This is a genomic window from Flectobacillus sp. (assembly GCF_049240685.1).
Classification (GTDB): domain Bacteria; phylum Bacteroidota; class Bacteroidia; order Cytophagales; family Spirosomataceae; genus Flectobacillus.
Map to the genome: position 1 here is coordinate 1 of NZ_JBMLSD010000253.1, position 23,206 is coordinate 23,206.

A 23,206-nucleotide genomic window follows, 5' to 3' on the forward strand; every position below is an offset into this window, starting at 1 on the left:
ACAAACCTGTATTAGTAGATTTTTGGGCAGAATGGTGTGGACCTTGTAAAATGATTGGCCCAGTTGTAGAAGCTCTTGCTGACGATGTGGAAGGTCAGGCTGTTGTTGCTAAAATGGATGTGGATGCCAACTCGGTTGTTCCTGCCACTTTGGGAATCCGTTCAATTCCAACTTTAATGATTTTTAAAAATGGTGAATTGAAAGAAAGATTAGTTGGTGGAAACATCCCTAAATCTGTATTGGAGCAAACTCTTTTGAGACATGCGTAATCAATTAGTTTGGATTGTTTTGCCAACAAACTAAGATTATCTTTTTCAATTGTAATTCATACAAGGGCGAGGCTAGATATTTCTGGCTTCGCCTTATTGTTTTTTAATAAAGCTATTATGTCTTGAGTTATTTTGCATAACCAGATTTTAGGTATTTGTTTTAGGCATTAGGCTTTTCTAAAAACTCATTTATGATAAGTAACAAGAACATTAAATGGATAGCATATCTGAGGAAAAATTGAGGTTAACTTTATGATTATGAACATCTTCAAATAACCAATATACAATCAAAAAACAACGTTTCTCTACTTAATTAATAATAATTTTGCAGGCTTCGTCTCGTGCTAAAGATACAAGGCAAAGAGTGTGAAAATGTTTTTTTAGTAACAAAAATCTATTTTTGCCAATTGCCCATAGCACAAAACCACAAGCTAAATAAAAAGGAAGTTTTTTACGAAGTGTCACCTAATACGTACAGCTCACAGCCTAAAGCACTCAAGTTATATCTTAATACTGCACAATTACTTACTAGCTTAAATTTTTCGGACTTATCTTGGAGAACTTTAAACTTTTTTGTTTCTCAAATTGTTTAAGAAACGAGTTACGAAAATAGCTTTGTACCTCATCACCTTCAAATTAGCTTAGGCTTCATATTAGCACTAACCTAAAAACTTTCATACCACTTGTTACTTTGTAACTCTTTTAGGAGTTATCATCAACGCTATTTTGCGTAATTTTGCATTATGTTAGAAAGACCGATTACCGACTGGTTGCCTCTTACCAAAAAAGAGATTGAAAAACGTGGCTGGGACGATGTAGATGTTGTACTAATCTCGGGAGATGCTTATGTAGATCACCCTGCATTTGGTACGGCTGTGATTGGGCGTATTATAGAAAGTGAGGGGTTTAGAGTAGCTGTTGTGGCACAGCCCAATTGGAAAGATGATTTAAGAGATTTCAAAAAATTTGGTCGCCCAAAATATTTCTTTGGCGTAACTGCTGGTTGTATGGATTCGATGGTGAATCATTATACAGCTAACAAACGTTTGCGTTCAAACGACTCCTATACCCCAGGTGGTGAAGCTGGCTACCGCCCAGATTATGCTACTACGGTTTATACCAAAATCCTCAAAGAATTATATCCCGACGTTCCTGTTTTGATTGGTGGTATTGAGGCATCTCTGAGAAGAGTTACACATTATGATTACTGGCAAGACCGATTAATGCCAACGATATTAGAAGATTCTGGTGCCGATTTGTTGGTATACGGCATGGGCGAACAACCCCTTCGTGAATTATTGAGGCTGGTGAAGCAAGGTGTGCCTATGCAAACCATCAAAAATGTCAATCAGATTGCCTATCTCCAAACCAATTCAGAACCTTTACAGGAATACAATAATTGGGAAACTGTAGAACTCAATAGCCATGAGGAATGTCTGAAGGATAAAATTAAATATGCCTCCAACTTTAAAATAGTTGAGGTGGAATCAAACAAGTGGCAGGCAAATAGAATTATCCAAAAGGTTGGCAAAAAAACCTTGGTTATCAATCCGCCCTTCAAAACTATGGAAGAGAGCGAAATGGATAAATCTTTTGATTTGCCGTACACGCGACTACCCCATCCCAAATACAAAAAACGTGGTACAATTCCAGCGTATGAGATGATTAAATTCTCTTTGAATATGCACCGTGGTTGTTTTGGAGGATGTAGTTTTTGTACAATTTCGGCGCACCAAGGAAAATTCATTGCTTCAAGAAGCGAAAAATCTATTATGAAGGAGGTTGAACAAATTACACAACATCCTGAATTTAAAGGCTATATCTCCGATTTGGGTGGTCCTTCGGCCAATATGTATCGCATGAAGGGTAAAGATGAGTCTATTTGCGCCAGATGTCAGAGTCCAAGCTGTATTCACCCTGTAATATGCTCAAACCTAGATACTTCTCACAAGCCTCTAACGCAGTTGTACAAAAAAGTAGATGAGCATCCGAAAATCAAAAAAGCTTTTGTTGGTTCGGGTGTGCGTTACGATTTATTAGTTGATGATTTCAACAAAAATAATCAAGATGGCAACCATGACGAGTATATGGAGCAATTGATTACTCGACATGTATCGGGGCGCTTGAAGGTAGCACCAGAACACACTTCAGACAATACGCTAAAGGTAATGCGTAAACCCTCTTTCAAATATTTCAGAAAATTTAAGGAGAAATACGACGATATTCAGGCCAAACATAATCTGAATCAGCCTTTAATTCCTTACTTTATTTCATCGCATCCGGGCTGTGAAGAAGTAGATATGGCCAATCTGGCTGCCGAAACTAAAGATTTGGGCTTTCAGTTGGAACAGGTGCAGGATTTTACACCAACACCGATGACGGTTGCGGAGGTAATTTATTATTCTGGGGTACATCCATACACTTTACAACCTATTGCAACTGCCAAAACTAGAGAGGAAAAGCAAGCACAGAATAAGTACTTTTTCTGGTATAAGCCTGAAATTAAAGGTTGGATAAAACAACGTTTAATCAAACTCAAACGTCCTGATTTAGCAGAAAAGCTTTTGGCTAATCCAAAAAAGCAAGCAGCAGACCAAATTGCTCAGTTAGACAAATCGTCGAATAATCAAAGAAGAAAAAATAAATTTAGAAGATAAACTGTTGAGTCCGAAGAATATTTTCTGAAGCTACTCGATGCTTGCGGCTCAAACGTTAGAAATTTTAGTAAGTTTTTATCAAAAAAGCGGTCAGGAGTTTTTATCCAACCGCTTTTTTATTGATAACTTGGCAAAAAATCCCAAGCTGAAAATTTGAATAGCCAAAAATTCTTGCTTTATCACAAAAAAGAATTTCTGTCAATCTCAAGAAAATAGGCAAAGTATCCATTTACACCTGTCCCAATAAACAAAACCTTCTAATTTCAGCATCGCTGTTTTACTACTTTTTAGAAAAGTGATATAGAAAATTTTACTAAAAAAAAGATGAATTTTGAAACACTACTTGAATACATTTCAAAATTATCTCTATCAAAAAGTAATCAAATTCTTACAAATAAAACGAAGTTAAACTTTAATAAAAGTATTTGCAAAATAAATAGCAATCTCCAAAATATAACTTTTCCAATATTTTACAGCAAAATCAGACAGTTTTATTGACTTTCATCAATAATTAACATATTCACAAATAAAAAAAACATCGCTCATCACTACTTTGCATCCAATATCACCAAATCATGTGATATAAATTTTTACTCAAAAATTTTGTTTTTATTATTAATGGTTATAACTTTCAGCTATAGATAAATATCAAAAGTCACAAAACGTAAGAATTTTGTCCTTTTCACTGCTCCTCGTGCTACATCGTTGTTAATAATCGATTGAATTATCCCAAATAAGTTTTCTACAAAATTTTAATCTATAGTGTTTCACTACGGGTTGAGCTTGTTTTAAATCTGAAATATTGTAATCTAACACATATTTATTTGCATTAACTTTAACTTTATAGCCTTACTTTGTAAAAAAGCCTCAGATTATTCTGAGGCTTTTGATTTTTTAGTTATAAAATTACTATCAGTAGTTATTTACCCATTGAAGAACCCTTGGCGAATTACTCCCATCTTCGGAATAAGTTTTTACTTTATCTTCTTCCCTCACCCCAACTGATAAATTATTTTTTGCAAAATCGTAAACAATAATAAAATTGGTAGCGCCACAATTATGCTGCTCACATCCACTCGCAACAAAAAGGTTATTTTTAATTTCGATGGGAATCTCAACAGCCCATGTTTTGACCATGTATTGATAGCGATTTCCCAATAATTTCTTTAACCTCGTACTTAACGCTTGTGAATTAAACAGCTTTACATCATAAGGATACTTTCCCTGTAACTTTCTTAAAAATGCCATCGAGGGTTCATCCTCAACTAAAATCTCCTTATGCACAAAAGAAATATTTCCCGCTGAATCGAATGATTTACCAAATAAAATTAGACAAATCACTAGGGCGGCATTCATGGTTGATTTTCTCATTTGTTTTAATGTTATATCTTTTGGGTTCAAAATATCGTCTCAAATATAAGTGATTAGTTCTGTAAACTATGATTAAAATATCTCAAGAAGGAGGCACAAGGCAGTACGATAAATCGTTTTTTAGCAAGAATGGATATATTTTTGTCAAATGTCCAAAGCTTAAAAATTAAATTTTATTTTGCGGAAGTAAGTAGCAGGAAAGATTAAATCAATAGTATCTCAAAGGTAAAAGTTGAGGGTAACCTTTTGATTATGAATATCTTCAATTTACCGATATACTATTAACCAACAACGTTTTCCTACTTACTAACTTAGGATTTTATAAAAATACCTTTATTTCTATAGCTCGGGGCTTACTGCAAATGGCTTCAGAAAAGAAGAGCAAAGGTCTGCATATTAATTAGGTAATTCAAGAATGATTCTTTGGCTAAAAATTTTTGCTCGTTTCGAAATCAAGGGGTTTTCATTTTAAAATAGTCAAGACTTCGGTGTCTGTTGCCATTAAATCAAAAACACTCAAGCCTTCTTTATTTGGAATTTGTAAGTTTGCGCCTGACTCTACTATATGCTTTACACATGCCAAATGATTGGCACGAGATGAGCGTTTATCTTGTTTGAGTCCATGAATTGACCAAAACAGGGGTGTTGCTTCATACTCAAAACATTTTTGATTGAGGTCGACACTCAAGGGTATAAGTTTTTTCACCAAACTTGGGAGACCACACCAAGCCGCCCAATGCAAAGCCGTACCTCCATAACATCCTTGAATATGGGTATCAGCTCCTTGAGAAAGATAAAACTCTCCCAAATCACTTAAATACATACTTGCAGCTGCTATAAGTGGCGTATCCTGAAGGGGTTTTGGCGCAAAACCATTAATATCCGAGCCATGATTTATCAAAAAAGTGGCTAACTCAATGGCCTTATTTTGTGATAGTTGTCCTTCCCAAACATAATCACATAACCTGTGTAAGGGATGCGCTAATACAGGTGTATTTGCATTAAGTTCGATACCTTGATTTGCAAACTGAGGATTCTGTTGTAATGTTTTCTCTAGGAGAGCCAAGTCGCCTGACTTCAAAATTTCTGACATCATTGTTTTAAAATTTTTGTTCAGTGGTAATTACGAGTCCAAAATTATATGTAAGTCAACAGGAAACAGGCATTTGGCAAAATGTTAGAAAATATCTGGAATCTCCGCAGATAGTTTTTTGCCAAATACCTTTCCCTCCTAACATCATATAATTGTAAACCTAAGAGTGAAAGTAGACCTTTTTGTCAAAGCCCTGCAAATAGCTAATTTTCCAACGACCATCCACTTTTTGCATACGAACCTTGTAAGCAAACCCTTTTGAAAAAACAGTATCTCCCCAAGTCCAATAAAAAGTAGCGGTATCACCCTTCAAATCTAGGTTTTTAACAACCAATTTAGTCCAAGGTTCATCCGATGGATAGTCTTGACAATGACACCAAGGATTAGAATCATCACCAAACGGAGACATATTTCCAACAAGCCATACTTCTTTCTGGGATTTTAAACGATTATGAATCCCTTTACCTATTTCATCATAATTTTTTATAAATTCTTGTGAGAAAAATCCAGAATTTTCTAACTCTTTTAAGCGCTTTTGATGAATCTTGAAATCCAAGCCAATGTATTTTTCCTCCTTTGAGTCGGATACTGGATCATAATCCGCCATTGCAAAATGTGTTTCTTGCCATTTATAAGCCTTTATCAAGGTTTCTCGAAGCGCTTTCAATTCAGTGCCAGAAGCTGAAGGCTTTGATTTTTGTGGTGCTGGATTTTGAGCCATCATCTGACCCGACAGTAGAATTAGTCCGATTGAAAAAATGAAGTATTTCATAGTAAGTTAAGGATTTAGTAATTAATGGTTTAAACTGAACAGCAAGATACTTTTTTTTTGAAAACAAAAACAAAATAAGAATTAATTGAAATTATTTTATGAGAAAATATAAAGAAATGAGTTGGATTTTAATCTAAAAACTGCGGTGTGATGCCTATTTAGGCTAATAGAATTGCTTTTTGCTTTTTTGTGTACCTTGAAAATTATTGACTTAATAAACATGAAACTATGACGAGTCAATTTTAATAAATCCAAATTGAAGCAACTATTAGTTGGTTTTGGAGTCAATTTTTGGCAGAACGCCGTCCATCAAATCATAAAGAATTTGCCATTGCTCTGGTTTCATCCTAAACCCATGGTCGGTATCAATAACAGCAATTTTTGTATTTTGATGAAAACTGTATTTTTCGAGAACTTCACTCCCGCCATAATCGTCATGCGCTCCCTGAATAATCAAAAAAGGGGTTGACATGGTTGGTAAATGCTCATATCGCTCAGGCTCTACGCCATTTTCAGGATTTTGGAAAGGATATCCAAGACAAATAATATGTTTAATAGGCAAGTCATCGGCAATTAATGAGGCGACACGCCCGCCAGAGGAGCGAGAAATGATATATACCTCATACTTAAATGATAAGGCTTGAATTCTTTCGCGAACGCGCATACATCTACCTGAAATGGTAAATTTATGATGATTATCCTTAAATTGTCGGAACAAATGACGAGCATATTTCCAATTTACCAAGGCCAAAAGCAATTGTAAACAACGAATCAAAAACTTATCAAAGGATTCCGATAATTTGAAATACTTTCCTAAGCACAATCTATATTTTAAAATAATTCCACCAAGGGCGTCCTCCCAAGCAATTTTTATCCCTTTTTTTTGAATATAATTTGTCAGAATAAAGTTAAGGTTTAAATCTTTCTGCCAGTCATCACGCCCTAGCAATAAAATAATTGGAGGTTTGGTGGTTTTGATTGTCATACCTTTATCAATTAGGTTCAACAAGAAAGGAGAAAACTCGGTAAGAGAAAGAAGTAAGGCTAAATAGATATAATTCATTCGGAGATAGGCAGGAGGCAAAGAATAAAGTCCTTTTATGAAATGATAAGGACCTTTTGCCTAATGCTTACAGCCTAAAGCTCTCCAATCAAATTTAATTTTTGAGCTTTGGGCATTCTGCAAAAATACATTTATTGTTCCTAACACTATTTGCCTATTGCCAAAAACAAATAAGGTAAATCTAATTTTGCTCAATTACTTAAATTAGTACGCAAAATAAGGTTTAAGATTGTGCTCTAGACTTTCAGGTATCGGCTTTCGGCGGTGGGCTATGGGATAATTGCTTGTCCGTGGTCGTAAAAAACATTTTAACACTCTTGGCCTTGTAGCTGTTGCCTTATCCCTAAAACACAAAACTTAAATTTAATTTTGCACGATAACTTACTTGTATAATAAATATTTCTTTCTCATTTTTTTGTATTCGCTTAGTCCTGGCTCCCATGATGCTCTAATTTCCTTTTCTGATTTACCAGCCTTTAATTGTTCTTTGAATTCAGAAACACCAATCAGATAATCGATATTACCAATTTGTTTACTCAAGCTTTTATCAAAAAATTTATCTTTTTCGGGATATTTATTATACAATTCGATTATCCAAGAAAGATTCAATTGACATTTTTTTCTGAGTTCATTTGTGTCAAAATTACGAAGGTCAAGTCCATAACATTCTTCATTCATATACAGAGGCGACTCACTCATTCCTTTAATACTTACGGGAGTGTAGGCAAAATCATAAATACCTTTGTAAAGTGGACTTCCAAGAATTGTGAAGGCAAAATATGTTCCACGACCATGATTGAGTCGTGTTCCTTCAAACAAACAGGTAGAGGGATATAACAGGATACTTTGAGGTGTATTGAGATTTGGAGATGGATTTACAGGGAGAATATACTCCATATCGTGTTTATAATTTAGCACTTTTACAATTTTCAACTTACATACCTTTTTTTCGGGCAACCAACCTTCTCCATTTATCATTTGAGCAAACTCACCAATTGTCATTCCATGGGCAATAGGTACGGGAAATTGGCCAATACCAGATTTGAGTTTCATATCCAAAATTGGGCCATCCACCAAATACCCATTAGGGTTTGGTCGGTCTAAAATGAGAAGTTCTTTGTTATATTCAGCACAAGATTCCATAACATCTCGAAGCACATTAATATAAGTATAAAAACGGCATCCAACATCTTGAATATCAAATATCATTAAATCCACATTAGCCAAATCATCAGCCGAGGGTTTTCTCTTTTTGCCATACAAAGAAATAATTTGAATCCCTGTGGCTGCGTCTTTTTCGTCAGATACCTTAGTACCATTACTGGCGTTTCCTCGAAATCCGTGCTCAGGACCAAAAACCTTCACTATATTTATTCCCCTCGAAAGTAGACTATCCACCAAGTGTTTTTTTCCAATAATAGTGGTAGGATTGGCTAATACCCCAATTCTTTTTCCCTTTAGGTATTCAAAATACTGATCTGTTTGATCGGCACCCGTGATGATGGATTTAGATTTTGGGAGTTGGTTATGAGGCTCAGACTTAGCCAAGGCGGTAAAAGATATAAAGACAATCAAAAATGAAGCTATTAGTTTCATAGGCTTTGGGATGAAGTAATTGAAAAAATTAATATTGGGTATTTGATTAAAAATTAAACTTACAAAAAATTATAAAGATGTCTATCCCTATCTAAGATTCGTCTAAGCAAATAAACTTATTGGTTAGCAAAAAATTCATCTATTCTTGAGTAAATACGCAACTCGGCTGAAGGCTGTAGGCTGTAGGCTGTAGGCTGTAGGCTGTAGGCTGTGGGCTGTAGGCTGTGGGCTGTAGGCTGTGGGCTGTAAGCCTTGTGCAAAAAATATCTCATATTACAAAAAAACAATTTAACACTCTATCTCTTGTGCGTATTGCCTTGTGCGTATTGCCTTGTGTCTGATGCCTGTTGCCTTATGCCTAGTACCTTGTGCCTGATGCCTTGTGCCTGTTGCCTGTTGCCTTGTGCCTTGTGCCTATTACTCAACCCATTATCTAAAATTACTTAATCAAAAGCGCTTGTAAGTTCTGCAATAAATACATTCAAGTTTTGCTTTGTTGAACGGACAACAGACTGCAACTGATTAATCATCTGGCTTCGGGCGTGTAAATCCTCAGCGAAGTAAATTCCTCCTGATGAAAAGTTCACTGATTGATTGGCCAATTTTAGGTTATCGTCAAATTGGTACAACAACCACCTGTTTTTCGTATTTTTTAATAAAGACGACTTTCCTGTATTGCTAAATCTAGGCTCGGTGAGCATATACCATACAAATGGGGATATATCGTTATTATTTTGTTCTAACCAAATATCTCTCAGCAAATTTCTAGTAGTGATTAATTCAATTTTTTTCCCTTTAGGGTTTAAGGTAGCAAATCCCAAGCCAGCTCCGATTACGCCTGCCCCAATAGCAACGCCATTATTGATAGATTCCTTGGTAATTAATACGCTCGTGATTCCAGAAACAGCACCGATGACAATAGACGCTACGGTTAATTTATTATTTGAATTCGAATTTTTATCGTCTATAAATTGAGCAATTTGGTCGATTCGTTCGCCTTCGCAATCGAGTTCAGCACTCAGTGCATCAATTTCGGAGTTTGCCAACCAAACCCGATTATCGATTTGCTGCTTTAGGGCATTCAATCGTACGGAGGTTTCAAGGTTTTTTTTGTCAGATTGTTTTACAATTTCATAAACTTCATCATTAATTCTCAAAACATTCATAATTAAAATGCTTTCCGCCGAAAACTTAAGCCTTAACATACTATTGGCATTCAGTACCGAATCTGCATTGGTATGGTTGTTATACTTAAAATAGTTTACATACTTTGGAGGAACACAATAACTCTCCTTTGAAAGAAAGGGTAAGGCTGAATTCTTTTGAATTACACAGGAAAAATTAAGAAAAGCTATAAACAAATAGGCAATGGCTTGAAGAATACCTGATTTTTTCATCCGAAATGACTGCGATTGAATTAGATAAAACAATACTTTGGATAAAGATAGGTAAAATCTTGAGTCATCCCGAATTTAGAAATTTACAATTTAGTGATGTGTATCATTATTTTGTCATAATGATTTAAGCAAACAGTAGAATCAAATCATCAAAAATAAAAACAATATCAAAAATTTTACAAAAAAGGGCAGTCGAAAAACTGAATCCGACCGCCCTTTTGGTTAGCATATTTCTATATCAAATATCCTTAAAATCAGAATATTGCCTCAATAAAAGTAAATTCTTTCTGATTACTGGACAAATTTGAAGATACTAGTACAAGACTTAGTCTTGGACTCATTTTTTTAACAGTTTTAACCTGTTTATTTTTAATTCAGTGAGAAATATAAAACATCAGGATGCCCTTTTCTCATTTTGTCCGACAATCAATAAATTTTTACTCAAATTAAGCAATCAATAAAGGGAATGCTTCATTCTGACTGACATTACTTTTTGCAGTTCAACCAAGTTTCACCAACGTCACCTCCAGAAACTTGCTTTTCATATAGCACTAAACTATTTGAAGTTAGCGTTTGGATTTCGAGGGTCGAAACCTCCTTGTCAGAATTTGTAGTGGTAATTTTTGTACCATCTAGCTTATACGTGAAGTTTTCTGTAGACATAGGTTGTCCACTAAATCCTGAAGACGTAATACCTGTACCATCCGAATTGAATTGAATGTAACTTTCTGGCGATAAATTAAGCGTTAAATCGGTGCTAAAAGAACCTGTTGTTTTTACTCTAGCGGAAGTCATCGTCCATTTTCCTTGAATACTTACAGGCGCAGGATCATCGTTTTTCTTACAAGATGTAACGAACAAAAGGAAGAGAATTGGTAGAATTAATTTGATTTTCATAAAAATTATTTATTAAACATTAGATAGAAATTACAAAACAATTTTACAAGATATACACTCTTAAAAGTATTGAATATTTCAAATAATCAATATAATTATTCGTTAATACATATAAAATTGCATTTATAAATAAAACCAGATTACAAATATAGGGTATTATGCAATATTATTTGAATTCAATTATTAAACGGTCATTTTGCCTTGAGAATATAATTTAGTGTTTCTGTCGAGTTTTCAGTTATAACCTTTGGTAGGAAATCCTCCCTTGGCTTTCCATTCAAATGATACAATCTTTCTGTTGGTATTTGGAAATTGATATTTGTTTCCTTTAAATTGAAGCCCTCGATAGCGCCCAAAAGACCAGCCATTTTTGTACCGACCACCGTCGGTTTCTGAAAAGCATCAAACCCAATCGCCATGCCTTCTCCCATGCTGCCTGTCCAATGCCCTACCATTACGAATAATTTTCCTTGATACATCTTCTTTCTTGGATATACATATTCAATCCAATGACGTTTTGTTTCGAAGGCGTTTTCATCATATTCGTGTTGTTGATAAGCCATAGGTTTATTAATAAATCTCCCCATAATTGCTCTGGCGACAGTAGAATTTCCTCCACTCGGGGTATCAGTCAAATCAAGGATCAGTATAGGAACTTTAAGAAGTGAATCTAAAGTCTGATCAAAAACACCGATTAAATCATTATTCCACAAACAGTTATTAATTTTAATCAACACTTTCGAGGAATTAATTTTCTTGACACTAAGCAATGTACTTTTTTCATTAGGCAAAACCCGATTGTCCAATTCGATACTTTGGGTCGCTTGGTTCGTTTGTACCACTATGCTCCTTTTTTTATCATGTGTCCCCGCAAAAAGCATATCCAATGCAAACTGCCTCATCGACTTGGTGTAGGATTGTACATGTTTTGGTAGAAAATTGGGAAGTTGTTCTGCAATATCTTTGCCATTAAATTTGATTACTTGGCTTCCTATTTTGACACCAGCTAGCTCGGCATTGCTTCCAACTTTGACATCTTTAACCCAAAATTTTCCATTTGTTTCAACCACAAAGAGATCCTGTCCAGAAGGAACCAGACGATTCGACGTATTCAAATTTACATTTAAAGAAGAATGTCCATTCTGCAATTCTATCAATAAATTTTCGAGCAGTATAATAAACTCTCTATCGGATTTAATTTGTTCAACTTTGGGCTTATAAATAGCGATAACCTTCCTCCAATCAATTTTTTGTTGATTCAAATACGCGTAATGCTCTTGAATTATATCATTAAAGCTTTCAAAGTCCTTCTCATATTTGGTTTGTCCAAGGAGATTCAAACTAAGAATAAGAAATGAAAAGAGAAGTAGAATTTTTGTAATTTTCATAAAATTAGTTTTTAGTCAAAAATAGAAAGAAACGACTCACCAATGCCTTAAGATGTTATGGAAGGTTGAATGAGAAGAAAGATGGTAGACATAACATAAAAAATGCCAGATTTCTCTGGCAAGGATATACAATTATTGGTTAAAAAGCCTTTTTTGCAATTGTTCAAAACCATTCCATTGACAGCTTCCGTCGAGCTTTTGTAGCGTAAATCTTCCCGAGCTTAGGTAATATCTAGTAATATTAGAACAGCCCTGGTCTTTTAGACCATGTAAGCTATTCAGAAATTTCTGAAAATAGTCAATATCACTTTGTGTCATCGAAATTGTTGCAATCATATTTCCATTCTTAGCATCGAAAGGCCCTCTGGATGAAATAGGGTTTGACCTTAAATCTGGATTGAAATAAAGTCGAGAGACAACAGTATTTTTCTCCTTCGTGAATAAAATAAGCTTTGCGCTGCTACCGTAACAGCCCTCAGTGTGGACTAATAAGGATAGGGTTTCTCCATCTTTTAAATCAAAAAGTAGATTTCCAGAATTAGAAGTTAAAGAATCCAAATTTACTCTTAGGTAACTATTTGAATTGGATGCATGGGCATACTTTAAGTTTAATCCCCAAGAAAAGATAAAAACTAAAAATGTCGAGATAAGTGAGTTTATTTTCATCATGAACTATTTTTACTAAAAGACTCAAGCAAACGCAAAATGTTGCAAATCCTATCAAAAAAATGTTACTAAACCATTATAAACGTTCGGAGCTCGCCATAGGTCTCAAATCCCAATTTGGCGTAGATAGGTTCTCCCATTACAGAGGCACTCAATACTGCCAGCTCACATCCTAGGTTTTGTGCCTCCCAGAGTAATTTTTTCGTCATTTTTTTCCGATTCCTTTGTTTCTACCTTCTGGTAAAGTACCAATGGTATGCAATCCTGCCACGTGATGCGAATCAACAAAAAGAGTCCCACACCCAAGGGCTACACCATTTTTTATAAACAGAAATGCTTTAACCTGAGGAGAATATTGTAAAACATTGGCAAAAATCTCAAAGCTAAAATCAAAATTAAAACATGCTGTTGTGTCGGCTTCCCATTTTTAGTACAGCTTAGCAATATACATAATCTGGTTGTTTTGATTATGAATATCTTCAAATAACCAATATTCTGTTAACTAATAACGTCTTATTACTTAACTCAATCATTTTTAGTGACAGGAAAGAAGTGTATTGTAATGCTGTGGCGTCAAAAAGCCCAAACATTCAATCATGGTTGGGCTTCAAGAGATTATCATCATTGGTAATATTTGCTCAAGTTCTATTCCCAAGACCAATCCAAATTTTCGTGGTAAGGGATGTCTAAGTCTTTACATATTGATAAAAGATGCTGTTTTACTCGATGCGCATTTCCGACACCCCCTTTGGGAATAATAATATGAGAACTTGCCTTGATTTTTGCATAAAAATAATCACGAGTTTCGGTAACATTTTCAAACTGCGCATAAGGAATAGTAGCAGCCCTTTCTCCATCACCCATCATCAAATTATCTGTAAAAAACTCACATTCAATTTCTTTCCCACGACTACTTCCGAAGGTATTTTGCACATACTTAACAATCTCATTCTTGTAATAAGCCTTTATCAATCTTGGCAATAGTGCGATAATTCCTCCACCTATAGCAATCGATATAAGCGCAGCGGTCAGATGGTTTTGCGTATACAAATAATAACCTGAAACTGCCGACACAGCCAGATAAGCACCAAGAATACGTGCTGAAGAAAATTTGAATATTTTGTTGTCAGAGGCAACAAACAATTCGTGTTGGAGATAATCCTCCTCTTGAAGAATAAAGCGTAGGTTCATAAACAATCAAATTTTAGTTGTGTTACTTAAGGATTCTGTAATGGTTTTTAGCGTTATTTAAGTTAATTTCTTAAGGTATAGGCAACAGGCTAATTGTTGTTGAATATTTTAATTAAGAAGTAGGAAAGTTTAAATTATTCGTATGTCTAAGGTAAAATCTAACTATAACCTTCTGATTATGAATATCTTCAAATAACCAATAGATTATTAACAGATAACGTCTTCCTACTAACAAAAGAAATTCCTTTTGTCCAATAGCCTAAATCTGATGGCCTGAGACTGAAAGGAGAAGGCACAAAAAACAACAATGGTCATTTCGAGATAATTACATTGATTATTAAAATTTTCGAAAAAAAATATTTGACTAATTCATCAAACAAGCATCTCCAAAAACTTCACCTCTGTACCTGATAGGTGTCACATCTACCCCATCTTTTATTACGAGCACTTGGTCCCAATGTCCTTTTGTGTACATATCAGTGGTAAAATGTATGGTATCAAAAGGTAACTTATCACCAAGAATATATTTTCTGATTGTCATTTCAGTCTTGTCCGAAGAAGAGGATTTATAAAAACGCCCTCTCAAAATATAGGTATTTTTATCAACAGTAAAGGGCTTTTTATTCTTGGAAATGACCCCAGTTTTTACATTAAAATCAATTTCATTAAACTCAAATGTTGCTATAGAAAATATCGAATCATTCTTAGCCAAATCAAAATCTTCCAAAGTCCATCTGACCTCCTCTGCTTTTCGGATTACATTACAGGTATCTTTTACTAAATCAGAAAAGTTATAATTCGCTATTTGTTTTCCTTCATAAAAAAAACGAATCACGGATTTTTTAAGGAGTTTGCTTGCATTCAACAAATCATCTAATATCACTACACTTTTGCCATCATTCGTTACAAAGATAGACATTGCCGAATAACCTTTTTCAGGAATCGAATACATCAAATTACCTTTGGCATCTGTGAGGTTCCAGGTATTTTTTTTCAATTTTAACGTAAAGTGTTCATTTCTTGATTTGATAGTCGTTTGAATCCGTGGTTCACCTGCCTTGACAGTTGAAGTACCGAATACCAACAAAAAGAGTAACAAAAAGGCTTTATTCATACTAAACTTTGGATAATAATTTTTGACTTTTAGAAACGAATATACAAATTAGTTTGAATTTTATCATTTCTAACTCGGTACCAAGAACATCGATTTATACTAACAAGCTTATTAACAAACAGGACAAATAAGGTCACTTTAGCTTTCAGTTATCTCAAAAACTCAGTCTGCATCCTTCGGTCAAGCTATTAGGTCGACATGTTTGTAATCAAATGTTGTCTGGATTATTTTCTCTACCTAATTAAATAGAGATAAGTAATTTGTAGTTTTTTTGTCCAGTAATCAGACTATTAACTAAAAACGTCTTCCAATTTAACCAGGAATAATTGATGCTTAATTACAAAACGAATGTCTAAGTGCTACACTTTTATAGATATGACAGCCTCGAGGTATTTCCCCCCTACCTTCAAACTATTTTTTTAGTTTCATTATTAAAAGATTAGTTTTAAGAAAAAATGGATAAAATGATTTTGGTAATAGATAGTTTAAATTTTACATCGATGACTAATCACTTAGCAGTTATACGAAAAAGTAATAATTTTCACGACAATGAGAAATGTTCAAATTTCGATTCAAAAATGATTGATTTAAAACCTCTTATACTGAACCTTTTTTCAACACACGCTGCTGAATTCAAAAATGATTCACCCCGAATTAAAGACTTACCAATTCAACTAATCTACTGATTTACAGTTATATATTGCACAAAAATCTAGCTACAAAAGAAATTTTAATGAATGTCATAATTTTTTTAAATCCTATTTTATAGACCTTTAGTTTGCGAGGCAAAACATTTCAAATGTAACTTTGTTTTTATTTATAATTAATCTAAATAAATTATGAATCTAAATATCTCTTGCTTACTTCTCGTATTCAGTACAACCACTTTTGCTCAAAATCAACCATTTGTTCGCGATAGTTCGAAGGTCTTGGAGGAAGTTACGATAGTAGAAAGTAAATCGAAAATACTCTTCGGCTCTGGAGAGTTTATCAATAACCAGAAATTATCGAATCTTAATCAGCCTGATGTAAATAAAGTTTTGAGGATAGTACCTGGGGTTAATATCCGAGATGAAGAAGGTTTCGGGCTTAGACCAAATATTGGACTCAGAGGTACTCCTGTAAACAGAAGTGCAAAAATAACGTTAATGGAAGATGGTATTCTGATTGCGCCAGCGCCATACGCTGACCCATCTGCTTATTATTTTCCAACTTTTGCCCGTATGGCTGGCGTTGAAGTTCTTAAGGGCAGCAGTCAGGTAAAATATGGCCCCTATACGATTGGTGGAGCAGTTAACCTTTTGTCTACACCAATACCCACTTCATTTAAAGGATTAGCGCAAGTTTCTTACGGTAGTTTTGGAACTAATCAGCAGCGAGTTTGGGTGGGTGATTCTCAAAATCAATTCGATTATGTTTTCGAAGTTAATCGTCTGGCCAGTAATGGCTTCAAAGAGCTTGATAACGGAGGCAATACAGGATTTGACCGTCGTGATTTTATGGCAAAACTTCGTTGGCATACCTCAGCTGATGCCAAAATAAAGCAATCACTTACCTTAAAAGTAGTAAATGCCACAGAGGATGGCAATGAGTCGTATCTGGGTCTTACTTATCAGGATTTTCTGAATAACCCTAATCGCCGATATGCCGCCACACAAAAGGATTTACTAACGCTTCAACATCAGGACATTAGTCTTAGTCATGCTGTAGTCTTTTCTCCAAAATTATCTCTCAATACAGTCGGGTATTATGCCTATACATTTCGTGATTGGGGACGTGTAAACAGTATTGGTGATCAAAGCATTTCGAATTTATTGAGTAACCCTGGTGCTTTTCCAGCGGCCTACAATATCATGACAGGGCAAAGTGATGGGAAAGTAGTTTTTCAGGCAGCAGCCCGAAAATATTATAGCCAAGGTATACAATCGAACCTACAATATCAATTTGCGACAGGTGCGTTTTCGCATAAACTACAAGTTGGTTTGAGACTACACAAAGATAGAGCAGATAGGCTTGCTACTCAATCCACTTACAATATGACCCAAAAAGTAATGGTTTTGGCAAGCGCGGGTGTTACTGGAAATAGTGAAAATCAAATCAGATATGCCAGTAGCACAGCGACTTATTTATCCTATATTGTTCACTTCAAAAATCTGACCATTAATCCCGGTGTGAGATATGAAGATATTAGTCTAAATCTTGAAAATTTTGGCACCTCCGACAATGCTAGGTTAGGAACGAATCTCCGTACAGCCGAAAATAATATTAGTGTTTTTTTACCAAGTATTGGTTTGAATTATGAACTAAACAACTTTAGCAGCCTTTATGGGGGAATCTATAGAGGGTTTTCTCCTCCCGGAACACCAACCCTAAATTCGTCAAACTTACAAGCAAAACCCGAATCTGCTGTAAGCTATGAGTTAGGATATCTATATGAGAAAAATGGTATAAAATCTCAAATCACCCTTTTTCATAATAACTATGCTAATATTTTGGGTTCCGACAATATGTCGGGCGGTGGGCTTGGTACAGGTGATACCTTTAATGCAGGAAATGCCAATACTGATGGCGTGGAGTTTAGCTTCAATTATGATTTGTTTCATTTGAAGCAAAATACGGATATCAGATTACCACTTAACATTGCTTATACTTATACAAATGCCAGATTTGGTGATACTTTTGTGAATGCAGGAGGAGATTGGGGAAATACCACGATTAATAGAGGTGATATAATACCCTTTATCACGCCACACCAGTTAAATTTAGGTGTGGGTTTGGAAAGAAAAAAGCTCTCAGTATATTTTACGGGAAGATATACAGGTGCAACACGTGTGAAGCCAAGTCAAGGAGTTGAAATTACCCCAAGTAATACAACGGAGTATAACGCCGTAAACACACTCCCATCCTATTGGATTTTTGACCTCAGCGGAAACTACCAATGGTCAAAAGTATTAACAAGCTTTGTACTGTTGAATAATCTCAGTAATAATTTACCTATCGTTGCAAACCTACCACAAGGCTATCGTTCCAACATTCCTATGAGTGCTACGGTCGGTTTTAAAATTTCACTGTAAGTAATTCTATTCAGGAGGAGTTTGAATTGGGGATTATAGGTTAGAAAATAACCCTTTTTAGCATACAAAAGATTGGATAAACTAATGTATAATCCCCAATGTTAAGTTAGTACGCAAAATAAAGTTTAAGATTGTGCTTTAAGCTTTCAGGTATCAGCTTTCGGCGCTGGGCTTTGGAAAAAAGCATAACCGTGGTTAATAAAAACATTTTAACACTCTTTGCCTTATGCCTGTTGCCTGTTCCCTAAAACAAAAAACTTAAATATAATTCTGCACGATTACTTAAGTTAGTAACCTTCTTCTTTTCGAACAAATTTTTTATAGATTAAGGAAAATAAAATGTTTGAATGGCGGATGTTGAAGGTTTTTGTAAGGCTTCTAATGTTTTCATGAAATTGATTAAAGTTATCAACATTAAAGAAAATCCTTTGTCAAGAACAATAAAGTATTCTATCTAAATCATTAGGGATTACAATAATCGCAATAAGCTGGGTCTTCGGTTTTTTTTCCTTCAGGATACATTTGTTTTTCAGAAAACTGACAGTGCTTACAAACGTATAGACAGTATAGTGCAGAATTTGTCGGAGCTCCACATTGACTACACGCTAAACCACTTACTGCCTCGGTAATCTCAAAACCTGGCATTTGACAACTCGGGCACTTTGAATTAATTTTTTTGAGCAGCTTAATCGTAGCCTTTTCTATGACTTTCATCCTTTTAGGATTGTACAAAGCACGCATATCTGTCTCTGCATAAACGCTATCACCTTTTTGAATAAGCTGCTTAAATGTATTTTTTAGAACATCAAAATCAGTTATCCCCTTGTAAATATCCTCCCTATCAGCTTTAGATTTCCGTAGTATTATCCCATGCTCGGGAAACCCAACCTCCTGAGCAAAACAAATCAGCTCATCTTCCGAAACTAACTCACGAGCGTTAAAATTAGTATCTGTCGAAATTTCTCTAGCAACGATTTCGAGCTTATTCAGCCGGTCAATAAAAATTATAATCTCATCGTCTGCATTCAAAAAAAAATAAGAAGGATGAGCCCCAAAAGAACCCTCAGAGGCAATTCCCAAATCGCAATCGTTCAGTTGCATGGCTCTTAGGCACTTTTCTCTCGCGGTAGCCACTGGATCAAGCTCTCGTTCAATTTCACCAGTGAAAGTTCCAAGTACATCAGTATCGAAATGAGGGTCTACAAAGCAATTTAGCCCCAATTCCTTTTCAAGTAAAGGAGCTATCACTTGTTCTTTTTGATGCTTGGTAGCAATAATAATTTTTCTATTCTTAAACATTTAATCAAAATATAGTAAGTACTCTCTGAGTTTTAGAAGTTGACCAAAATAAGAACTTTATCAGTAAAAATGGTATAAAAAGCTGTAATTTATATCCTATTTGATGTTGGCATTGTACTTATTTTTGTACCGCTCAATAATGAGCATAAAGTCTTATTTAATAAAACATAAAGTCTTTAGCAATAGGCAATAAATAGAAAATTCCAAGTTGAGATATGAATCCTATTTGCAACGGCTATTCCTTGCCAAGAGTCATAATTGTAATAAGGCAAGACTTTTTTACTTATTATCTCAGTGAAAATTATTCTTAAACAATTTATAAAAATAAACAAAAATCAAGCTAAAGAGGTTTAAATTCCTACTTTTACTATATTTTTTAGCATCAATCAATCTTAGTTTTTTCAAATAGATTTGTTAATTATCCATTAAAAGCAAACATAGTATTATGGCAAAATATTCTCTAAAAATAAATGGGAAAACGCAACAAATAGATGTTGACCCTTCAACCCCAATTCTTTGGGTTTTAAGAGACCATTTGAATATGACAGGTACAAAATTTGGATGCGGTATGGCTATGTGTGGGGCTTGTACTGTGCATTTGGATGGTACTGCGGTGCGTTCTTGTAGCCTCCCTGTTTCGGCCGTTGGCAAACAAGCCATTACAACCATCGAGGGGCTATCTGCCGATGGGACACACCCCGTGCAAAAAGCTTGGATTGAACACGATGTTGCTCAATGCGGCTACTGTCAGGCTGGACAAATCATGAGTGCTACGGCTTTATTGAAAGAAAACCCACATCCAACCGACGAAGACATTGATAATTACATGAGCGGAAACATTTGTCGTTGTGGTACTTATTTACGTATCAAAGAGGCGATTAAGGCAGCAGCACAAAAGTAACCAACCTTAACCTTGATTTAAAATGGAAAATAACAATACACAAAACCGTCGTTCGTTTTTAAAGTCTTCCATGTTGGCAGGTGGTGGACTCATGATGAGTTTTACTTGGCTCGCCAATGCTCAAGCTGCCGACAAAATGGAGGCATTGAATTTGCCAGAACAATCGAATGAACTTAATGGCTATATCAAAATTACGCCAGATAATGTTATCAAAATAATTTGTCCAAACCCCGAATTTGGTCAAAACGTCATGACTTCGCTCCCTATGATAGTAGCTGAAGAATTGGACGTAGATTGGAAAAACGTGGTTGTAGAAATGGGGCCACACGATAACGTAAAATTAGGAATGCAATTTACAGGCGGTAGTAATTCTGTAAGAATGTACTGGAAACCTTTGAGAAACGCAGGGGCTTCGGCAAGACAAATGCTTATTGAGGCGGCGGCTCAGACGTGGGGTGTTCCAGCCAGTGAAATTACGACCCAAGCAGGTGTTTTGTTGCATTCAAGCGGAAAATCGGCAAAGTATGGCGAAATGGCGAGCAAGGCAGCTACTATTCCCGTTCCGAAAGAAGTACAACTAAAAACACCTAAAGATTTTTCTATTGTTAATCATTCAAAGAAAAATACAGAAGGAGTTAAAGTAGTTACGGGAAAACCGCTTTTTGGCATAGATTTTAAAGTTGACGGAATGCTCATTGCCATGATTCAGCATCCGCCTGCTTTTGGGATGAAACTTAAATCTTTTGATGCATCTCAAGCGTTGAAGATGCCAGGAATCAAAGACATTTTTAGCTTCAAACTCTATGACGATGGTTTTGAACAAAGTCTTTTTGATACTCGTACTTCCAACGAAATGATTGCCATTGTGGGTAAATCTACTTGGGAAGTAATGAACGCTCGTAAAAAAATCAAAGCCCAATGGGAACCCACTGGCGACCTCAAAGAAACCATGATGGGACGAGGGGGCAAAAAAGAAGTCACTATTCCGGGAAGGTTAGAAACCACTGCTGATCAATTGGCGCTGATGGCGGATTATGCAAAAAGACCTGCACAGCAATTAAGAAAAGATGGCGACCCAGAAACCGCTTTTAAAAATGCCGCTCTGGTGATTGAACGGACTTATAATGCTCCATTTTTGGCTCACAACACCATGGAGCCTATGAACTTCTTCGCCCATGTTTCCGAAGATAAAGCTTTGGTGGCAGGCCCTTTACAAGCTCCTGGTTTCATGGAACCATCACTCTCAAAAATTTTGAATTTACCTGCCGATAAAATCGAGATTCAGATGACCCGTATGGGCGGTGGTTTTGGACGTAGAGCTTATGCGCAATATGTGTACGAAGCGGCTCGCATCTCTCAACGCTTGAAAGCTCCTGTCAAATTGATTTATACCCGTGAAGACGATATGACTTACGGCATCTATCGTCCAATGTACACGGCTACTTACCGTGCGGCTTTAGACGCAAACAAAAACCTGATTGCTTTTCACGTAAAAGGGGGCGGTATTCCCGAAAATCCTATTCATGCCAACCGTTTCCCTGCTGGTGCGGTGGATAACTATTTGGCTGAGGCTTGGGAGATTCCTTCTAATATTACCATTGGGGCTTTCCGAGCACCTCGCTCAAATTTCAACGCTGCGGCCGAACAGTCGTTTTTAGACGAAGTGGCCGAAGCAATGGGCAAAGACCCAATACAAATGCGTCTGGATTTATTGAAACGTGCCAAAGAAAATCCAGTAGGTAAAAACAACGAATACGATGCCGACCGATACGCTGGCGTATTGGAATTGCTCAGAGAAAAATCGGGCTGGGACAAACCCGAAAATAAGGGTAAAAAGCGAGGTGTAGCCGCTTATTTTTGTCATGCTTCTTACGCGGGTCATGTGGTGGATATAGTCATGCGTGACGGTCAGCCTTATGTGGAAAAAGTGACCAGTGCCATTGATTGCGGTATTGTCGTAAACCCCGATGCTGCCAAAAACATGGTACAAGGGGCCGTCGTGGATGGCATCGGTAATGCGTTTTACGGGGCATTGACCCACAAAAACGGCGTAGCCGAACAAAGTAATTTCCATAATTACCGAATCATCCGTCATAATGAAGCCCCCAAAGAAATAGACGTTCATTTTGTACAAAATACAATCGACCCAACGGGGCTTGGCGAGCCACCATTCCCTCCTGTGTTCGGGGCTGTTGCCAATGCGTTGTATAAAAGCACAGGGAAGCGTTTTTACAACCAACCTTTCTCTAGCGAAATAACAAAGTCATAAATGAGTGATGAGTGAGTTGTGAATTAGTGAATTGTGAGTTAGTGAATTGTAAGTTAGTGTTTTGATTTTTAAAATATAACATCTTGAATTAATCAAAATTATTGATTACTGGACAAAAAGAGAAAAGGTATTTATACTTTTTCAATGAATGTTTAAAAACAGTTTAAAACTGTTAAAAAAATGAGTCCA

20 protein-coding genes are annotated in these 23,206 nt (G+C 35.8%); 5 read left to right on the forward strand and 15 right to left on the reverse strand.

Translation table 11 applies throughout. The features are described from left to right. Positions 1 to 269: thioredoxin (gene trxA / locus ACOVQ4_RS11570; RefSeq protein ID WP_421820799.1), on the forward strand; the 269-nt coding region annotated here is incomplete at its 5' end. Positions 270 to 1,012: 743 nt separating this feature from the next. Further along, positions 1,013 to 2,926: a YgiQ family radical SAM protein gene (locus ACOVQ4_RS11575; RefSeq protein WP_421820800.1), complete on the forward strand. Its 1,914-nt coding sequence runs from the start codon at positions 1,013 to 1,015 to the stop codon at positions 2,924 to 2,926. Positions 2,927 to 3,838: 912 nt separating this feature from the next. Here the strand turns inward: ACOVQ4_RS11575 and ACOVQ4_RS11580 are convergent. From ACOVQ4_RS11580 to ACOVQ4_RS11645, 14 genes are all read right to left on the reverse strand, one after another. Continuing rightward, positions 3,839 to 4,297, reverse strand: a complete 459-nt coding sequence (locus tag ACOVQ4_RS11580; RefSeq protein ID WP_421820801.1) for a hypothetical protein — start codon at positions 4,295 to 4,297, stop codon at positions 3,839 to 3,841. Positions 4,298 to 4,760: 463 nt separating this feature from the next. Next, on the reverse strand, positions 4,761 to 5,393 hold the full coding sequence (locus tag ACOVQ4_RS11585; RefSeq protein WP_421820802.1) for an ankyrin repeat domain-containing protein: 633 nt from the start codon (positions 5,391 to 5,393) through the stop codon (positions 4,761 to 4,763). Positions 5,394 to 5,550: 157 nt separating this feature from the next. Next, positions 5,551 to 6,162, reverse strand: coding sequence for a hypothetical protein (locus ACOVQ4_RS11590; protein WP_421820803.1), 612 nt, complete (start codon positions 6,160 to 6,162; stop codon positions 5,551 to 5,553). 268 nt (positions 6,163 to 6,430) lie between these two features. Continuing rightward, entirely contained in the window at positions 6,431 to 7,225 is a 795-nt protein-coding gene (locus ACOVQ4_RS11595) for an alpha/beta family hydrolase (protein WP_421820804.1), read from the reverse strand. Positions 7,226 to 7,606: 381 nt separating this feature from the next. After that, positions 7,607 to 8,821 carry an exo-beta-N-acetylmuramidase NamZ family protein gene (locus tag ACOVQ4_RS11600; protein WP_421820805.1) on the reverse strand — a complete coding sequence of 405 codons (1,215 nt, stop codon included), beginning with the start codon at positions 8,819 to 8,821 and terminating at the stop codon, positions 7,607 to 7,609. Between the two features lie 116 nt (positions 8,822 to 8,937). Continuing rightward, a complete protein-coding gene (locus tag ACOVQ4_RS11605) occupies positions 8,938 to 9,093 on the reverse strand; it encodes a hypothetical protein (protein WP_421820806.1) in 156 nt (51 codons plus the stop codon). A gap of 171 nt (positions 9,094 to 9,264) precedes the next feature. After that, positions 9,265 to 10,218 (reverse strand): hypothetical protein, encoded by a 954-nt coding sequence (locus ACOVQ4_RS11610; RefSeq protein ID WP_421820807.1) that lies wholly within the window; start codon positions 10,216 to 10,218, stop codon positions 9,265 to 9,267. Positions 10,219 to 10,704: 486 nt separating this feature from the next. Next, positions 10,705 to 11,115 carry a lipocalin family protein gene (locus ACOVQ4_RS11615; RefSeq protein WP_421820808.1) on the reverse strand — a complete coding sequence of 137 codons (411 nt, stop codon included), beginning with the start codon at positions 11,113 to 11,115 and terminating at the stop codon, positions 10,705 to 10,707. Between the two features lie 191 nt (positions 11,116 to 11,306). Beyond that, the gene (locus tag ACOVQ4_RS11620; RefSeq protein ID WP_421820809.1) at positions 11,307 to 12,503 is read right to left on the reverse strand and encodes a S41 family peptidase; all 1,197 of its coding nucleotides are present in this window, start codon (positions 12,501 to 12,503) and stop codon (positions 11,307 to 11,309) included. Between the two features lie 132 nt (positions 12,504 to 12,635). Next, positions 12,636 to 13,172 carry a hypothetical protein gene (locus tag ACOVQ4_RS11625; protein WP_421820810.1) on the reverse strand — a complete coding sequence of 179 codons (537 nt, stop codon included), beginning with the start codon at positions 13,170 to 13,172 and terminating at the stop codon, positions 12,636 to 12,638. A 65-nt stretch (positions 13,173 to 13,237) separates the two neighbouring features. Next, positions 13,238 to 13,378, reverse strand: a complete 141-nt coding sequence (locus ACOVQ4_RS11630) for a hypothetical protein (protein WP_421820811.1) — start codon at positions 13,376 to 13,378, stop codon at positions 13,238 to 13,240. Next, positions 13,375 to 13,545 (reverse strand): GNAT family N-acetyltransferase, encoded by a 171-nt coding sequence (locus tag ACOVQ4_RS11635; protein ID WP_421820818.1) that lies wholly within the window; start codon positions 13,543 to 13,545, stop codon positions 13,375 to 13,377. Before ACOVQ4_RS11635 ends, ACOVQ4_RS11630 begins: the two co-directional genes overlap by 4 nt. 269 nt (positions 13,546 to 13,814) lie before the next feature. Continuing rightward, positions 13,815 to 14,360: a hypothetical protein gene (locus ACOVQ4_RS11640; protein ID WP_421820812.1), complete on the reverse strand. Its 546-nt coding sequence runs from the start codon at positions 14,358 to 14,360 to the stop codon at positions 13,815 to 13,817. A 364-nt stretch (positions 14,361 to 14,724) separates the two neighbouring features. Further along, complete coding sequence (locus tag ACOVQ4_RS11645; RefSeq protein WP_421820813.1) at positions 14,725 to 15,474, reverse strand: hypothetical protein; 750 nt, start codon at positions 15,472 to 15,474, stop codon at positions 14,725 to 14,727. 839 nt (positions 15,475 to 16,313) lie between these two features. Between ACOVQ4_RS11645 and ACOVQ4_RS11650 the strand changes: the two genes are divergently transcribed. Next, positions 16,314 to 18,548, forward strand: a complete 2,235-nt coding sequence (locus ACOVQ4_RS11650; protein WP_421820814.1) for a TonB-dependent receptor family protein — start codon at positions 16,314 to 16,316, stop codon at positions 18,546 to 18,548. 462 nt (positions 18,549 to 19,010) lie between these two features. Here ACOVQ4_RS11650 and ACOVQ4_RS11655 read toward each other — a convergent pair whose 3' ends face one another. Beyond that, positions 19,011 to 19,847 (reverse strand): DUF6671 family protein, encoded by an 837-nt coding sequence (locus tag ACOVQ4_RS11655; RefSeq protein WP_421820815.1) that lies wholly within the window; start codon positions 19,845 to 19,847, stop codon positions 19,011 to 19,013. A gap of 445 nt (positions 19,848 to 20,292) precedes the next feature. Between ACOVQ4_RS11655 and ACOVQ4_RS11660 the strand changes: the two genes are divergently transcribed. Both ACOVQ4_RS11660 and ACOVQ4_RS11665 read left to right on the forward strand, forming a co-directional pair. Next, positions 20,293 to 20,748: a (2Fe-2S)-binding protein gene (locus tag ACOVQ4_RS11660; protein WP_421820816.1), complete on the forward strand. Its 456-nt coding sequence runs from the start codon at positions 20,293 to 20,295 to the stop codon at positions 20,746 to 20,748. A 22-nt stretch (positions 20,749 to 20,770) separates the two neighbouring features. Then, positions 20,771 to 23,017 (forward strand): molybdopterin cofactor-binding domain-containing protein, encoded by a 2,247-nt coding sequence (locus ACOVQ4_RS11665; protein ID WP_421820817.1) that lies wholly within the window; start codon positions 20,771 to 20,773, stop codon positions 23,015 to 23,017. Positions 23,018 to 23,206: the final 189 nt, after the last annotated feature.

What these genes read in the sequence shown, in the direction of transcription:
- ACOVQ4_RS11620 (WP_421820809.1), bottom strand. Translation starts at nt 12,503, where the DNA reads ATGAAAATTACAAAAATTCTACTTCTCTTTTCATTTCTTATTCTTAGT.
- ACOVQ4_RS11610 (WP_421820807.1), bottom strand. Translation starts at nt 10,218, where the DNA reads ATGAAAAAATCAGGTATTCTTCAAGCCATTGCCTATTTGTTTATAGCT.
- ACOVQ4_RS11665 (WP_421820817.1), top strand. Translation starts at nt 20,771, where the DNA reads ATGGAAAATAACAATACACAAAACCGTCGTTCGTTTTTAAAGTCTTCC.
- ACOVQ4_RS11625 (WP_421820810.1), bottom strand. Translation starts at nt 13,172, where the DNA reads ATGATGAAAATAAACTCACTTATCTCGACATTTTTAGTTTTTATCTTT.
- ACOVQ4_RS11585 (WP_421820802.1), bottom strand. Translation starts at nt 5,393, where the DNA reads ATGATGTCAGAAATTTTGAAGTCAGGCGACTTGGCTCTCCTAGAGAAA.
- ACOVQ4_RS11615 (WP_421820808.1), bottom strand. Translation starts at nt 11,115, where the DNA reads ATGAAAATCAAATTAATTCTACCAATTCTCTTCCTTTTGTTCGTTACA.
- ACOVQ4_RS11595 (WP_421820804.1), bottom strand. Translation starts at nt 7,225, where the DNA reads ATGAATTATATCTATTTAGCCTTACTTCTTTCTCTTACCGAGTTTTCT.
- ACOVQ4_RS11660 (WP_421820816.1), top strand. Translation starts at nt 20,293, where the DNA reads ATGGCAAAATATTCTCTAAAAATAAATGGGAAAACGCAACAAATAGAT.
- ACOVQ4_RS11580 (WP_421820801.1), bottom strand. Translation starts at nt 4,297, where the DNA reads ATGAGAAAATCAACCATGAATGCCGCCCTAGTGATTTGTCTAATTTTA.
- ACOVQ4_RS11650 (WP_421820814.1), top strand. Translation starts at nt 16,314, where the DNA reads ATGAATCTAAATATCTCTTGCTTACTTCTCGTATTCAGTACAACCACT.
- ACOVQ4_RS11630 (WP_421820811.1), bottom strand. Translation starts at nt 13,378, where the DNA reads ATGACGAAAAAATTACTCTGGGAGGCACAAAACCTAGGATGTGAGCTG.
- ACOVQ4_RS11605 (WP_421820806.1), bottom strand. Translation starts at nt 9,093, where the DNA reads ATGAGATATTTTTTGCACAAGGCTTACAGCCCACAGCCTACAGCCCAC.
- ACOVQ4_RS11600 (WP_421820805.1), bottom strand. Translation starts at nt 8,821, where the DNA reads ATGAAACTAATAGCTTCATTTTTGATTGTCTTTATATCTTTTACCGCC.
- ACOVQ4_RS11575 (WP_421820800.1), top strand. Translation starts at nt 1,013, where the DNA reads ATGTTAGAAAGACCGATTACCGACTGGTTGCCTCTTACCAAAAAAGAG.
- ACOVQ4_RS11645 (WP_421820813.1), bottom strand. Translation starts at nt 15,474, where the DNA reads ATGAATAAAGCCTTTTTGTTACTCTTTTTGTTGGTATTCGGTACTTCA.
- ACOVQ4_RS11655 (WP_421820815.1), bottom strand. Translation starts at nt 19,847, where the DNA reads ATGTTTAAGAATAGAAAAATTATTATTGCTACCAAGCATCAAAAAGAA.
- ACOVQ4_RS11590 (WP_421820803.1), bottom strand. Translation starts at nt 6,162, where the DNA reads ATGAAATACTTCATTTTTTCAATCGGACTAATTCTACTGTCGGGTCAG.
- ACOVQ4_RS11640 (WP_421820812.1), bottom strand. Translation starts at nt 14,360, where the DNA reads ATGAACCTACGCTTTATTCTTCAAGAGGAGGATTATCTCCAACACGAA.